Origin of the sequence: Catenulispora pinistramenti (genome assembly GCF_018274385.1) — a bacterium.
GTDB classification, from domain to species: Bacteria; Actinomycetota; Actinomycetes; order Streptomycetales; family Catenulisporaceae; genus Catenulispora; species Catenulispora pinistramenti.
Map to the genome: position 1 here is coordinate 1 of NZ_JAAFYZ010000266.1, position 13166 is coordinate 13166.

The following is a 13166-nucleotide window of genomic DNA, read 5'->3' on the forward strand; positions in this document are numbered from 1 at the left end:
TCCCGAATGTGAGGCGCGTCGGCGGTCTTCCCGATAGAACTGCGCCATGGAACTTCTGGATCACCTCCCCGAAGCCGACCGGCAGCGCGTCCTGGCCCGACTGAACAGCAACCTGATGGTCTGGCTGACCACCGTGCGGCCGGACGGTCAGCCGGTCACCGTGCCGGTGTGGTTCCTGGCCCGGGAGGACGGCACGATCGTCGTCTACAGCCGGGCCAACAAGGCCAAGCTGGCCAACATCGCGGCCAATCCGAAGGTGAGCCTCGGGCTCGACGTCACCGACATCGGCCGCAACATCGTGCGGCTGGAGGGCGTGGCGCGGCACGATCCCAGCCTGCCGCGGGCGCACGAGTACCCCGCGTTCCTCGCCAAGTACGTGGAGCGGATGGGCGCCATGTTCGACACGCCCGAGAACTTCGGCGAGCTGTTCACGGCCGGGCTGGTGATCGAGCCGAACAAGGTCTACGTGGGCTGACCGGGCGCGGGCCGCGCCACGACGAAGTACAGCTGCTTGTGCTGCACGCCGGACTCCATCTCGGCCACCACGGCCTCGGCCGCCGCGCGATCGGCGTGGGCGGACAACAGATAGCGGTTGCCGTTGTCGTCCTGGCGCCAGACCTCGAACACCGTGCGGTTCACGATCGGCCGGCGTCCCAGGCGGCGCCGGCGCGCGCCAGGCGGTCGCGGTACTCGATGCGCTGCGGCCAGTCGGCCGGGAACGCCTCGATGCCGTGCCGCGCCCCCAGGAACGCCCCGGCCAGTGCGGCGATCGAGTCCGAGTCGCCGCCGGTCGCCGCCGCCCGGCCGAGGGCGCGGACCGGCTCGTCCGGGTACATCAGGAAGCAGAGAAGCGCGGTCGCCAGCGCCTCCTCGGCGATCCAGCCCTCGCCGGTGGCCAGGCACGGGTCCGCGGCCGGATCGGGCTGCTCCGCCGCCTCCGCGAGCCGGTCCAGGACCGCCGCGCACTCGTCCCAGCCGTACTCGATGAATTCCTCGGGGGAGTCGCGGTGCGGGATGCGCCACAGGTCGTCGCCGAGCCAGTCGCCGTGGTAGACGTGACGCTGCTCTCGGCAGCGTTGCCGCAGCGCCGGGATCAAGTCCGCCGGCGCCATCCCCCGCAGCAGCCAGCGGGTCGCGAACGCGGTCAGGTCCGAGGCGGCGAGCGCGGTCGCGTGGCCGTGGGTCAGGGCCGCCTGGAGCTGCGACGCCCCGGCGACGGTCGGCTCCGGCAGGTGCGGGACCAGGCCGATCGGGGTGACGCGCATGTTCGCCCCGCACCCCTTCGAGCCGCGCTGCGTCGCCCGCGGCCAGGGCTGGCCGTCGGCCAGGTTGCCGCAGGCGCGCAGGCAGGTCATGCCCGGCGCGCGGTTGTTGTCCGGGGAGATCGCCCAGGCCAGGAAGTGCTTGATCACCGACTCGGTGAAGGGCCCGATCGGCAGGTCGGCGGGCTGCTCCAGCAGCGCGTCCGCGACCGCCAGCGCCATCTGCGTGTCGTCGGTGACATAGCCGTCCGGCGACAAGTCCGACGGCCCCGCCGGGCCGTACAGCTGCACGATCTCGTCGAAGCGCTGGAACTCCGTGGGCTTGCCGATGCAGTCCCCGAACGCGAGCCCGAACATCGAACCGGTGGCCGACAATGTGATCCCCTCCCGCTGGCCTTCGATGTCAGTCTGCCAGCTACAGTGCCGAGCTATGACCGACTCCTTGATCATGCGCGACGCCACCGGCGCCGACCTGCCCGCGATCGTCGCCCTGCTCGCCGACGACAAGCTGGGCTCGACCCGCGAGGACGCCGCGGACCTCGCGCCCTATCAGGCGGCCTTCGCCGAGGTCGAGGCCGATCCGAACCAGCGCCTGATCGTCGCCGAGCGGGACGGCGAGACCGTCGGCACCTTCCAGCTGAGCATCATCCCGGGCGTGGCCCAGCAGGGACTGAAGCGCGCCATGATCGAGGCCGTCCGCGTCGAGGCCGCCGAACGCGGCAGCGGCCTGGGCACCCAGATGATGCGCTGGGCCATCGAGGAGGCGCGCCGGGCCGGCTGCCGCCAGGTGCAGCTGACGTCGAACGTCGAGCGGCCCGACGCGCACCGGTTCTACGAGCGGCTGGGGTTCGCACCCACGCACGTCGGGTTCAAGCTGAAGCTGGGCTGATGCTTGAAGCTGGGCTGATACGCGTTTCGCGCCCGGCTAGTCCTCCGAGGGCTGCTGAGTCGGCGTCAGATTCGCGATCGGGGTGAGTGCCAGGAGGCTGACAACCACGACTGCGAAGCAGCAGAGCACGCCGAGGAAGGTGCCGTCGTCCGGGCCCGCGAAAATCTCGGTGTCGCCGTTGGTGGGCCCCGACGGCAGGTAGTAGCTGTGCCAACGCACGACCAACAACACTGTGGCCAGGATTCCGAGGACTGCGACCACCAGGTGGAAGCCCTTGTCCGACAGTCGTTCCGACGGGGCGAGGACGCGGCCCAGCGCGGAGATGCCGAGGGCCAGCAGCGTCATCATCGGGATCCAGACGAGCGGCCCGGTGATCATGTGGTCCAGGCCGCTCACCGACGATTCATTCCAGCCGTTGACCGTCTCATGCCAGCGCGTCTCATTGTCATCGCCGGAGATAGTCGTGTAGTCAGCCCGCCACCACGGTAGGAACATCGAGATCAAGGCCAGCAGGCCGATCGCCGCGATGACCAGGTCGGGTTTCGAGATCTTGCGTTCTTCCACGGGGATCCCCCTCTGCCGCTACAACGTGCCGTGCGGCAGAGGGTAACTACATGTACTGAGGACCGGTCCTCAGTCGGCGAGCCCCCGAGCCCGCAGCATCGGCTCCACCTCAGGCGCGCGCCCCCGGAACTCGGCGAACGCGGCCATCAGGTCCACGCTCCCGCCGCGCGAGAGCACCGCGCGCCGGAAGGCCTCGCCGCTCTCGCGGATGGACCGGCCCTGTGCCACGCCCTCCTTGAACCAGTCGACCGTGTCCTTGTCCAGGACCTCGCTCCACAAGTACGAGTAGTAGCCCGCGCAGTAGTCGTTGCCCCAGATGTGCGAGAAGTAGCTGCTGCGGTAGCGGGAGGGGATCTCCGGGACCAGCAGGCCGTAGCGCTTGAGGGCGGCGGCCTCGAACTCCTTGGGGTCGCCGGGGTCGGTGCCGGCCGGCAGGGTGTGCCAGGCCCAGTCCAGCATCACCGCACAGAGGATCTCCACGGTGGCGAAACCCTGGCCGAACTTGTCGGCTTCGGCCATCCGCTCCAGCAGGTCGGCCGGGACCGGCTCGCCGGTGCGGTAGTGCTTGGCGTAGGTGGCCAGGACGTCCGGCCATTCCGCCCACATCTCGTTGACCTGCGAGGGGTACTCGACGAAGTCGCGCGGGGTGTTGGTGCCGGAGAAGGTCGGGTACTGCACGTCGGAGAACAGGCCGTGCAGGGCGTGGCCGAACTCGTGGAACAGGGTGCGGACCTCGTCCCAGGTCAGCAGGGCCGGCTCGCCCGCCGGGGGCTTGGCCACGTTCAGGTTGTTGACCACCACCGGGGCCTGGCCGAGCAGGCCGGACTGGTCCACGTAGTTGGTCATCCAGGCGCCGCCGCGCTTGGAGCCGCGGGCGTAGAAGTCGCCGAGGAACAGGCCGATGCCGGCGCCGTCGGCGTCGAACACCTCCCAGACGCGGACGTCCGGGTGGTAGGCGACCAGGTCCGGCCGGGCCTCGAAGGTGACGCCGTAGACCAGTTCCGCGGCGTGGAAGACACCGTTGACCAGCACGCTGTCCAGCTCCAGATACGGCCGCAGGGCCTCGGAGTCGACGTCGTACTCGGCCAGGCGCACCTTCTCCGAGTAGTACGTCCAGTCCCACGCCTCAAGGCTCTGCCCGGCCGGCAGGTGCGCCCGCAGCGCCTCGGCCTCCTTGGCGGCGTTCGCCACGGCCGCCGGGATCAGCCGGGTCATCAGGTCCTCGACGGCCGCGGTGGTCTTGGCCGTGCGGTCCTGCACCGCGTACTCGGAGTAGGAGCCGAAGCCCAGCATCGCGGCGCGCTCGGCCCGGAGCTTGGCCATCCGCACCGCGATCGGGCCGTTGGTCTCCCAGGCCCGCTCCAGCGACGCGGTCAGCAGCCGGTGCCGGGCCTCGCGGTCGTCCAGCGCGGCCAGCTCGGTCTGGTTCGAGAAGTTCTTCAGCGAGATGACGTACTTGCCGGGCAGCCCGACCGCCTCGCCGTTCTCCTTCGCCGCCGCGACCGCGTCCGCCGACATCCCGGCCAGCTGCTCGGCGGAGTCGAAGACCTGCTGTCCGGCCTTGTTCGCGGCCAGCAGGTTGCGGTCGAAGTCCGTGGACAGCGCCGCCAGCTGCTCGTTGAGCTGCTTGAAGCGGTCCTTGTCGGCCGGGGAGAGCTTCGCTCCGCCGCGCACGAAGTTCAGGTGGTGCTTCTCCAGCAGCCGCTGCTCGACCTCGCTGAGCCCCAGCTGTTCGCGCCGCTCGTGCAGGTCGTCGATCCGCGCGAACAGCGCCGCGTCCAGGTTGATCGCGTCCATGTGCGCGGCCCAGCGCGGGTTGACGTCCTGCTCCAGCGCCTGCAGGGCGTCGGAGGTGTCGGAGGAGGTCTGCGCGAAGAACACCAGCGCGGCCCGGTTCAGCAGCGTGCCGGCCCGTTCCATGGCGACGATCGTGTTCTCGAAGGTCGCCGGCTCCGGACTCTCGGCGATCGCCTTGATCTCGGCCAGGTGCTCGGTGAAGCCGGCGTCGAACGCCGGGCTGTAGTGCTCCAGGCGGATATCGGCGAACGGCGGCAATTCGTAGGGCAGCGTGCTGCCGCGGAAGAACGGGTTCTCAGTCGTCACGCCTCCGACTCTAGCCGCCGATCGGTAGTGGGCATGTAGCGGTTTAGTCGGTTACCGCTGCTCCGGGACCCGCCGGGGCGCTCGGACTCGCCGAACCCGCCGGGCCACTTGAGGTGGCCGGGCTGTTCGGGGCGACCGCGCCGACCGCCCCGCGCAGATGCCCGAAGATCAGACTGGTCTCGGTGTGGCCGACCGCCGGGTGCGTCGTCAGGTGCTCCAGGACGAAGTCCCGCAGCGCGTCGGAGTCGGCCACGGCGATGTGCAGCAGGTAGTCGTCGGCCCCGGCGACGTGCCACACCCCGACCACGTCCGGCAGCCCCGGCACGTCCCGGATGAACTCCTTCACCCGCTCCCGCGTGTGTGCCCGCAGCCGCACCGCGATCATCGCCTGCAGCCCGCGTCCCAGCGCCGCCGGGTCGATGTCGGCGTGGAACCCGCGGATCACGCCGCGCTCGCGCAGCGTCCGGATCCGGGCCAGGCACGTCGAGGGCGCGATGCCCACGGCTTCGGCGATCGCGTTGTTCGGCGTGCGGGCGTCGGCGGAGAGCACGGCCAGGATCGCCCGGTCGGTGTCGTCCAGAACCGTTCGCGGAGCTCGCACATCGTTCGGCATGACGGCCAGTATCGTCGGCCGTTCTGAATATTTCAATGAGTCTCAGGCCGGATTCAGAATCTTGTTCTCAATACTTTCCACGCCACCGATGTATCTTCGACAATGGCCGCATGCTGCCCGCTTCCGCACTGCCCGACACCGTCGCCGTCCACGCCGGCCGGGACGACCTGGCCGCCCTCGGCGTCCACGTCCCGCCGATCGACCTGTCGACCACCAACCCGCTGCCGAGCGTGGGTCTGGGCGGCGACAGCTACGAGGCGCTGGCTACCGGCGGCACCCCGATCAGCGGCGGCAGTCACGTCTACCAGCGGCTGTGGAACCCGACGACCGCGCGGTTCGAAGAGGCGCTGGCGCGGATGGAGGACACGCAGGCCGCCGTCGCGTTCGCCTCCGGCATGGCCGCGATCACCGCCTGCCTGCTGGCCGTGGCCGCCGAGGGCAAGCGGCACGTCGTCGCCGTCCGCCCGCTCTACGGCGGCAGCGACCACCTGCTGGCCAGCGGCCTGCTCGGCACCGAGGTGACCTGGGCCGCCGCCGACGGCATCGCCGCCGCCCGCCGCCCGGACACCGGCCTGGTGATCCTGGAGACGCCGGGGAACCCGACGCTGGAGCTGCTGGACCTGGCGCGCGTCGCCGAGCAGTGCGGCGAGGTCCCGCTGCTGGTCGACAACACCTTCGCCACCCCGGTCCTGCAACGGCCGGCCGACTTCGGCGCCACCCTGGTCGTGCACAGCGCCACCAAGTACCTCGGCGGTCACGGCGACGTCCTGGCCGGCGCGGTCGCCACCACCGAGGAGTGGGCCGGCCGGCTGCGGCCGATCCGCGCCATCACCGGCTCGGTGCTGCACCCGCTGTCCTCCTACCTGCTGCACCGCGGTCTCCAGACGCTCCCGCTCCGCGTCCGGCACCAGTCGCAGAACGCGCAGAAGCTGGTCGACCGCCTGCTGGCCAACCCGGCGGTCGGGCGCGTCTACTACCCGGGCCTGCCGGAGTGCGACCCGCAGCACCTCGTCGGCCGCCAGATGACCGGCCCCGGCGCGGTCTTCGCGATGGAGGTGCGGGGCGGCTACGAGGCGGCGGCCCGGGTCGCGGACTCGGTCCGGCTGATCACCCACGCCGTCTCGCTCGGCGGCGTCGACACCCTGATCCAGCACCCGGCCTCGCTGACCCACCGGCCGGTCGCCGCCGCCGCCAAGCCGCACGCCTCGGTGCTCCGGATCTCGGTGGGACTGGAGGATCCGGAGGATCTGTACGCGGATTTGGAGCGGGCACTGCGTTCTTAGGCGGTTCGGAGGCGGTTTTTAGGCGGTTGGCAGGCGCGCAGAGCTTCCCCGAAGCGCGAAGATGAAGCCATGATCCTGCCTCCCGAGCGCGACCCCCGACTGATCACGATCCGGCGCGGCGGAACGTTGACGGACGAGCACCACCGCCTGCTCGCCGAGTGGGCCGCGCAGTGCGCCGAACACGTGCTGCCCCTGTTCGAACAGGACCAGCCGGACGACTCCCGCCCCCGGGACGCCATCGCCGTCGGCCGCGCCTGGATCCGCGGCGAGGTGCGCATGACCGACGCGCACAACACCGCCTTCGTGGCCAACGCCGCCGCCAAGGGCCGCCCGGACCCGGCGAAGTTCGCCGCCCTGGCAGCCGGGCAGGCGGTGGCCGTCGCGCACGTCGCGGCCCACGACCTCGGGGCCGCGGCCTACGGGATCCGGGCCGCCGTCGCTGCCGCCACCGCGGCTGCCGCCGACGATGCGGAGTCGGCACGCTCGGCAGAGCGCGACTGGCAGCGGGAGCGGATCCCCGCCGAGCTCCGCGAGCTGGTCCTGGACGATCAGCGGCGGCGCAGCCCGATCTGCTGGAACGTCTTCGACGACTGATTCACCTCGACGACTGATTCACCCCACGGGGCCCCGACGCGCCCACCGAAACACAGGGGAAACCACTCGCCCCTACTCTGACGATCATGTCCGAGACAGCCATCGTCCCGCTGACGGCCGCCCACGCCGAGGACGTCCTGCGCATCTACCAGCAGGGCATCGACGAGGGCAACGCCACCTTCGAGACGGCAGCCCCGACCTGGGACGCCTTCGACGCCGACAAGCTCCCCGACCACCGCTTCGCGGCAACAGCACCAGACGCCAAGATCCTGGGCTTCATCGTCGTCTCCGCAGTCTCAAAACGCCCCTGCTACACCGGCGTCGTCTCCGTCTCCGTCTACGTCGCCCCCGAAGCGCGAGGCCGCGGCATCGGCAACCACCTACTCAGTACCCTGATCGCCTCCACCGAGGCAGCAGGGGTGTGGACCATCAACGCCGGGATCTTCCCGGAGAACACCGCCAGCCTGGCCCTCCACGAACGCCACGGCTTCCGCGTCCTCGGACGCCAGCAGCGGATCGGCAAGAGCGCCGCCGGGGTGTGGCGGGATGTGGTGCTGCTGGAGCGGCGGAGCTCGCTTGTCGATTAGGCGGTATCCGCCGGTTCGAAGGCTCCCCGCCGAGCAGCCGTCCCGCCACCCTAAGCAGCCTTAACCTGACCCCCGTCGATCAAGTAATCAGCCCCGACGATCCCGCCGGCCAGCGGCGACACCAAATAGCTGACAACCCCCGCGACCTCGTCGGCCTCAACCAGCCGCCCGATCAGCATCCCCGTCGCGGCGGGCAGCCCCGCCAACAAGTCGGCGTGCGGCACGCCCATCGTCTTGGCCAGCTCGGCGCCGTAGCCAGTCGGGCTCTCCCACATCGCAGTGCGCACCGGGCCCGGTGAGACGGTGTTCACCCGCACCCCGCGCGCCCCGAACTCCTCGGCCAGGGCCTTGCCGAACGCGGTGAGTGCCGCCTTGGCCGCCGAGTAGGGGATGGGGCCGCTGTGCGGGACGCGGGCGCTGACCGATGACACGTTGACGATCGCGCCGCGGGCGGCTTCGAGCGCGGGCATCGCGGCGCGGGTGACGCGGACCGTGGCCAGGAAGTTCAGGTCTATGACCTGGGCCCATTGCGCGTCGGTGAGGTCGAGGAGGCCGCCGTTCAGGCCGCCGTCGCCGCCGCCGACGTTGTTGACCAGTATGTCGATGCCGCCGAGTGCGGCCTCGGCCGCGGCGACCAGCCGGTCGGCGGCGTCGGGATCGGACAGGTCCGCGGCGATCGGGGTCGCGCCGGTCGCTGTCAGTTCCGGGGTGATGGTGCGGGCGGCGGCCGCGACGCGCACTCCTTCGGCGGCCAGGGATCGGACGATGGCCAGTCCGATTCCCCGGCTCGCTCCGGTGACCAGGGCGGTCTTGCCGTTCAGGTGCAGGTCCATGGCGTTCTCCGGTGCTAGACGCATCTTCTCTGATGCGTCTAAGCTACAACTTGCGTCATCAGTGTCGCAAGTCATGAGCGAGATGCTGCACTGGCGTACCATGGAGCGGTGAACCCAAAGCCGCTCCGCGCCGACACCGAGCGAACAGTGCGAGCGATCCTCGAAGCCGCCGAGCGGGTCCTGTCCGCGAACCCGGCAGCGCCGATGGAGCAGATCGCCGAGGCTGCCGGGGTCGCGCGAACCACCGTCCACCGCCGCTTCGCCTCCCGCGAGGCGCTGATCTCAGCGCTCGGTGCCTGGGCGGCCCAGCGGTTCCACGAGGCCGTGGAAGCAGCCCGGCCGGACACCGCGCCGCCGGCCGTCGCCCTCTATCAGGTCACGGTGAACGTGCTCCGCGTGAAGATCGGCTGGGGCTTCGCCATGGGCGCCCTGCCCAATGACGCCCCCGAGGTCGCGCGCGTGCACGACGACGTGTGGGCCCGGTGCGAGCGTCTGTTCGTCCGCCTGCAAGAAGCCGGTGAGATCCCGGCGAACGCCGACCTGGACTGGGTACGCCGCGTCTACTACGCCCTCATCCACGAAGCCGCTCTCGAGGCCCCGGAAGGCGACGCCGCGATCGACGCCCTGGCCACCCGGGTCATCGACACCCTGCTGCACGGGATCGGCGCGTCGCGCGCCGCAGGCCGGGCCGGACTTGAAGCCTTCGGCGAGTTCGAACACACACTCGCATCGATGCCTGACGCCTGACGCTCGGCACCCGACACCCGGCGCCGCAGGACCACCCCGCGTCACAGCGTCCCCGCCACCTGACCGGAGTACCAGCACCAGCCTCCTGAAGTGCGACGCCGGAATACGGGTGTTACCAACGATGTGGGGATCTGCCCCGTCACCGCATCGATGGAGGAACCCACATGGGACCGAGACTCGCAATATCGGTCGACTGGGGCTCGGGCATCACAAACGCCTGGACCTCGGTGACCAGGATCATCCCGAAGCTGATCGCGTTCGCCGTGATCATGTTCGTCGGCTGGCTGATCTGCAAGGCGATCGCCAAGGTGCTGGACGCCGTGCTCCGCAAGATCGGCGTGGAGCGGATGGCCGAGAAGGCCGGCGCGGGCCGGTTCCTGTCCGGGTCCAAGTGGGACACCACCGCGATCCTGGTGAAGGTCGTCTACTACGGTCTGCTGCTGGTGTTCCTGCAGTTGGCGTTGGGCGTCTTCGGCGACAATCCGATCAGTACCATGATCCACAGTGTGGTGGCCTGGATCCCGAAGGCGATCGTCGCCCTGGTGATCGTCGTCGTCGCGATGTGGCTGGCGAACGTCGCCAAGGAGTTCGTCTCCAACATCCTGTCCGCCGCCTCCTACGGCAAGGCGCTGGGCTGGGTGGCGTGGGGCTTCATCGCCTTCTTCGGCGCCATCGCGGCGCTGGCCCAGATCGGCGTCGCGACCTTCGTCCTGGGGCCGATCCTGAACGCGGTCCTGTTCTCGCTGGCCGGCATCGCGATCGTCGGCATCGGCGGCGGCCTGATCCAGCCGATGCGGTCCCGCTGGGAGCGCATGCTGACCAAGGCCGAGCAGGAGACCACGCGGGTCTCGGGGTCGGTGCAGCAGAACGCGCTGGCCTACCAGAAGGGCCGCTCCGACGCGCAGGCCGGGCAGCCGGTCACGGACACGCAGCGGTCCGGGCCCTACGGCGGCGAGGCCGGGGCCGGCACGTCGGCGTGAGGCCGGTGCCGGCGCGCAGGTGAGCGTGACGGGAGGGCGCGGGTTCCGGTTCCGGGGCCCGCGTCCTCCGTTTCGCTTCTTGCTGTTTTTGCCTGCCGGTTGCCTGGTTGCCTGGTTGCCCGGTTGCCCGGTTGCCCGGTTGCCGGGCCGCGGTTCTCAGTCGTCGCAGCAGAGGCAGAACGGATGGCCCGCCGGATCGAAGAGCACCCGCACGTTCTCCCGCGGCTGGTGCTCCGCGGGCACGGCACCCAGCGCGACGGCCTCGGCGACCGCTTCGTCCAGGTCCCCGACCTGGAAGTCGAGGTGCAGCATCGGCCGCTGTTCGCCCTCGACCGGCGGCCACGTCGGCGGGTGGAAGCCGTCGGCCTGCTGGAAGACGAAGTACGGGCCTTCGGGGGCGGCTGCGACGATCGCCGTGCCGGGTTCCTCGTGGCCGATCGGCCAGTCCAGCAGCTCGGAGTAGAACCGGGCCAGGACGGCCGGGTCCGGGGCCTCGATCGCAGTACCCCACCACATTCCTGCACGTCGGGATCGCATGCTTGATCCTGTCCGATCGGCTCGGCACTCGGCTAGAGGGCGCGCCAGGCATCCCGGGCACGCTGGGCACGCTGGGCACGCCGATCATGCCGTGGGGTTCAGAACGCCAGCAGGTCCTGCTCGCGCACCAGCCAGCAGATGGCGGTCAGGCGCAGGGTCGCGAAGTCGTAGCCGACCGGCTCCTCCCAGCCCTTCTCGGCCAGCACGTCGTTGAAGCCCAGCACGTAGTCGGTCAGCTCCTCGCGGCCGACGGTGCGCTGCATTGGGATCGGCGCTTCGAAGGCTTCGAAGGCTTCGAGGGCTTCGAGGGCTGCGAGGGCTTCGAGCGCTTCGAAGGCTTCGAGCGGTTCGGAGCTCAGGGTGTCGCAGACGGCCGCGGCGTGCTGGTCGATCGCGGCGAGCAGGCCGGGCTCGAAGGCGAACTCGGCCAGGCGCGGCATGAACGCGGCCACGACACCGGCCAGCGGGGACGCCAGCGGGGGCGCGTCGTCATGCGGCGGGAAGTCCATGCGTTGACGGTAAAGTGCCAGGTCATGGCGCGTCAAAGGGGACTTTACTGGGTAACTGGACAGGTGCCGACGGTAGCCGGAACGGCCGGGTTCCGTCGGCACCTGATGGGGTGGTTTCAGCCGTTTTCGGCGGGGTTCTCGGCCGAGTCCTCGGCCGCGGTCCCAGTGGCAGCCGCGGTCGCGGTCGCCGGGGCCTTGTCGGGGTCGGGCGCGTCGGCCGGTTCCGCGTCCGGCTCCTGGTCGCCACCGGTCTCCGTAGTAGCCGGGGCGGCTGAAGCGGCCGGAGTGGCCGTGGCCGGCGCCGGCGCGGTGGTCGCGGGGGCGGCCGGGGTCGAGGCGGCGGCCGTCGCGGGCTTGGCGTCCTTGTCCTTCTGGGGCTTCTCGGCCTTCACGGCGTTCTCGGCCTTCGCGGCGTCCTCAGACTTCGACGGGTCCTCGGCCTTCGCGGCGTTCTCGGCCTTTTCGGCGCTCTCAGCCTTCTCGGCCTTGTCCCGGGCGTCCAACTCGGCCGCCTCCTCCAGCGTCGGCGCGGTGCCGCCGAGGTGCGCGGGCAGCCACCAGGAGTCCGCCGGGCCGGCCGGCTTGTCCGGGTAGGTGGACTGCGCCTCGTCGAGCAGCGCGCTCAGCCGCTTGTGCAGCTCGGCGCTCAGCTCGGCGGAGTTCTGGCCCTTCTTCGGATACATCGGCTCGCCGACCAGCACGGTGATCGGCACGTGCCGCTGCAACAGTTTCTTCGGCCGGCCCTTGGTCCACATCCGCTGCGTGCCCCACAGCACCACCGGGATCAGCGGCACGTCGGCGGCCTGGGCCATCCGCACCGCGCCGTTCTTCAGATCCTTGATCATGAACGAGCGGCTGATCGTGGCCTCGCCGAACACGCCGACGATCTCGCCGGACTTCAGGCACTCCAGCGCCTGCCGATACGACGACAGACCGGCCTCGCGGTCCACCGGGATGTGCCGCATGCCCCGCATCAGGGGGCCGGAGATCCGGTTGTCGAAGACCTCCTTCTTGGCCATGAACCGCACTCGGCGGCGGGCCGGCAGTGCGGCCGCCCCGGCGAAGATGAAGTCCAGGTAGCTGATGTGGTTGCTGGCCAACACCGCCCCGCCGGAGCGCGGGATCCGGTCGGCTCCGCGGACTTCGACCTTCAGGTCGAGCGCTCGGAAAGCAACCTTCATGGCCCGGATCACCGGGGGATAAACGTATTCGCGTTCGGCCACAGGAGGACCCTAACCTACTTCACCGTAAGTTACCGCCACTCCTCGGAGCTCGAGACGCACCTCGGCCCGGGGGATCCGGTATCTGCTAAAAGGGGAAACGTGAGCGTAATGAACATTCCGCTGAAGCCCGGCAGCAAGGTCACGGTCCGGCTGCTGAAGGCGCCGCGGCCCGATGTGGAGTATCCGGCCGTGGTCCGGTCCGACGACGGCGAACACCTCGCGGTCGTCGCGCCGTGGTTCGGCGACGAGCCCCGCGACATGGTGCTGGCCGGCGAGGTCTTCGCCCGGTTCGAGCCCGGCGACGTGTGGACCGAGCACTACTGGCGCGGCCGCTGGTACTCGATCAAGGAGGTCCGCACCGCGGCCGGTGAGCTCAAGGGCTGGTACTGCGACGTCGCGCGCCCGGCGACGGTCTACCCCGATGCCCCCGACGCCCCCGATG

At 70.4% G+C, this 13166-nt stretch carries 15 protein-coding genes and 2 pseudogenes; 8 read left to right on the forward strand and 9 right to left on the reverse strand.

The window, feature by feature from the left end; translation table 11 throughout:
* Positions 1-46 precede the first annotated feature (46 nt).
* The gene (locus KGQ19_RS42605; protein ID WP_212020259.1) at positions 47-475 is read left to right on the forward strand and encodes a pyridoxamine 5'-phosphate oxidase family protein; all 429 of its coding nucleotides are present in this window, start codon (positions 47-49) and stop codon (positions 473-475) included.
* Here KGQ19_RS42605 and KGQ19_RS42610 read toward each other — a convergent pair.
* Both KGQ19_RS42610 and KGQ19_RS42615 read right to left on the reverse strand, forming a co-directional pair.
* A complete protein-coding gene (locus KGQ19_RS42610) occupies positions 463-639 on the reverse strand; it encodes a hypothetical protein (RefSeq protein WP_230420315.1) in 177 nt (58 codons plus the stop codon). The two genes, KGQ19_RS42605 and KGQ19_RS42610, sit on opposite strands and share 13 nt — an antisense overlap.
* A complete protein-coding gene (locus tag KGQ19_RS42615; protein WP_212020260.1) occupies positions 636-1637 on the reverse strand; it encodes an ADP-ribosylglycohydrolase family protein in 1002 nt (333 codons plus the stop codon). The genes KGQ19_RS42610 and KGQ19_RS42615 overlap by 4 nt, the downstream gene beginning before the upstream one ends.
* Positions 1638-1692: 55 nt before the next feature.
* Here KGQ19_RS42615 and KGQ19_RS42620 point away from each other — a divergent pair, with 55 nt between their 5' ends.
* On the forward strand, positions 1693-2151 hold the full coding sequence (locus KGQ19_RS42620) for a GNAT family N-acetyltransferase (protein ID WP_212020261.1): 459 nt from the start codon (positions 1693-1695) through the stop codon (positions 2149-2151).
* 36 nt (positions 2152-2187) lie between these two features.
* Here KGQ19_RS42620 and KGQ19_RS42625 read toward each other — a convergent pair whose 3' ends face one another.
* The 3 genes and pseudogenes from KGQ19_RS42625 to KGQ19_RS42635 all read right to left on the reverse strand — a co-directional run.
* Complete coding sequence (locus tag KGQ19_RS42625; protein ID WP_212020263.1) at positions 2188-2715, reverse strand: hypothetical protein; 528 nt, start codon at positions 2713-2715, stop codon at positions 2188-2190.
* 69 nt (positions 2716-2784) lie between these two features.
* Positions 2785-4818 (reverse strand): M3 family metallopeptidase, encoded by a 2034-nt coding sequence (locus KGQ19_RS42630; protein ID WP_212020264.1) that lies wholly within the window; start codon positions 4816-4818, stop codon positions 2785-2787.
* A 148-nt stretch (positions 4819-4966) separates the two neighbouring features.
* Positions 4967-5431 (reverse strand): annotated as a pseudogene (locus KGQ19_RS42635) (Lrp/AsnC family transcriptional regulator); the annotation flags it as partial.
* A 110-nt stretch (positions 5432-5541) separates the two neighbouring features.
* On the opposite strand from KGQ19_RS42635, the gene KGQ19_RS42640 reads away from it, so the two are divergent.
* From KGQ19_RS42640 to KGQ19_RS42650, 3 genes are all read left to right on the forward strand, one after another.
* Entirely contained in the window at positions 5542-6714 is a 1173-nt protein-coding gene (locus KGQ19_RS42640) for a trans-sulfuration enzyme family protein (RefSeq protein ID WP_212020266.1), read from the forward strand.
* Between the two features lie 69 nt (positions 6715-6783).
* A complete protein-coding gene (locus KGQ19_RS42645; protein ID WP_212020267.1) occupies positions 6784-7308 on the forward strand; it encodes a putative immunity protein in 525 nt (174 codons plus the stop codon).
* An 86-nt stretch (positions 7309-7394) separates the two neighbouring features.
* The gene (locus KGQ19_RS42650) at positions 7395-7895 is read left to right on the forward strand and encodes a GNAT family N-acetyltransferase (RefSeq protein WP_212020269.1); all 501 of its coding nucleotides are present in this window, start codon (positions 7395-7397) and stop codon (positions 7893-7895) included.
* A gap of 50 nt (positions 7896-7945) precedes the next feature.
* Here KGQ19_RS42650 and KGQ19_RS42655 read toward each other — a convergent pair whose 3' ends face one another.
* Complete coding sequence (locus KGQ19_RS42655) at positions 7946-8728, reverse strand: SDR family NAD(P)-dependent oxidoreductase (protein ID WP_212020270.1); 783 nt, start codon at positions 8726-8728, stop codon at positions 7946-7948.
* Between the two features lie 108 nt (positions 8729-8836).
* Here KGQ19_RS42655 and KGQ19_RS42660 point away from each other — a divergent pair, with 108 nt between their 5' ends.
* Positions 8837-9475: a TetR/AcrR family transcriptional regulator gene (locus KGQ19_RS42660; RefSeq protein WP_212020274.1), complete on the forward strand. Its 639-nt coding sequence runs from the start codon at positions 8837-8839 to the stop codon at positions 9473-9475.
* 164 nt (positions 9476-9639) lie between these two features.
* On the forward strand, positions 9640-10455 hold the full coding sequence (locus KGQ19_RS42665; protein WP_212020275.1) for a mechanosensitive ion channel family protein: 816 nt from the start codon (positions 9640-9642) through the stop codon (positions 10453-10455).
* 156 nt (positions 10456-10611) lie between these two features.
* Here the strand turns inward: KGQ19_RS42665 and KGQ19_RS42670 are convergent, their stop codons facing one another.
* The 3 genes and pseudogenes from KGQ19_RS42670 to KGQ19_RS53165 all read right to left on the reverse strand — a co-directional run.
* Complete coding sequence (locus KGQ19_RS42670; protein ID WP_212020276.1) at positions 10612-10992, reverse strand: VOC family protein; 381 nt, start codon at positions 10990-10992, stop codon at positions 10612-10614.
* Positions 10993-11090: 98 nt separating this feature from the next.
* Positions 11091-11501 carry a DUF6401 family natural product biosynthesis protein gene (locus KGQ19_RS42675; RefSeq protein ID WP_212020278.1) on the reverse strand — a complete coding sequence of 137 codons (411 nt, stop codon included), beginning with the start codon at positions 11499-11501 and terminating at the stop codon, positions 11091-11093.
* A 491-nt stretch (positions 11502-11992) separates the two neighbouring features.
* Positions 11993-12682 (reverse strand): annotated as a pseudogene (locus KGQ19_RS53165) (lysophospholipid acyltransferase family protein); the annotation flags it as partial.
* A 150-nt stretch (positions 12683-12832) separates the two neighbouring features.
* Here KGQ19_RS53165 and KGQ19_RS42685 point away from each other — a divergent pair.
* On the forward strand, positions 12833-13166 hold a 334-nt coding region (locus tag KGQ19_RS42685; RefSeq protein ID WP_212020279.1), incomplete at its 3' end, for a ribonuclease FAU-1 family protein.

Bases quoted from the DNA above. Each gene is read 5' to 3' on its own strand.
- KGQ19_RS42605 (WP_212020259.1), top strand. From the start codon at position 47: ATGGAACTTCTGGATCACCTCCCCGAAGCCGACCGGCAGCGCGTCCTG.
- KGQ19_RS42620 (WP_212020261.1), top strand. From the start codon at position 1,693: ATGACCGACTCCTTGATCATGCGCGACGCCACCGGCGCCGACCTGCCC.
- KGQ19_RS42640 (WP_212020266.1), top strand. From the start codon at position 5,542: ATGCTGCCCGCTTCCGCACTGCCCGACACCGTCGCCGTCCACGCCGGC.
- KGQ19_RS42645 (WP_212020267.1), top strand. From the start codon at position 6,784: ATGATCCTGCCTCCCGAGCGCGACCCCCGACTGATCACGATCCGGCGC.
- KGQ19_RS42650 (WP_212020269.1), top strand. From the start codon at position 7,395: ATGTCCGAGACAGCCATCGTCCCGCTGACGGCCGCCCACGCCGAGGAC.
- KGQ19_RS42655 (WP_212020270.1), bottom strand. From the start codon at position 8,728: ATGGACCTGCACCTGAACGGCAAGACCGCCCTGGTCACCGGAGCGAGC.
- KGQ19_RS42665 (WP_212020275.1), top strand. From the start codon at position 9,640: ATGGGACCGAGACTCGCAATATCGGTCGACTGGGGCTCGGGCATCACA.
- KGQ19_RS42670 (WP_212020276.1), bottom strand. From the start codon at position 10,992: ATGCGATCCCGACGTGCAGGAATGTGGTGGGGTACTGCGATCGAGGCC.
- KGQ19_RS42675 (WP_212020278.1), bottom strand. From the start codon at position 11,501: ATGGACTTCCCGCCGCATGACGACGCGCCCCCGCTGGCGTCCCCGCTG.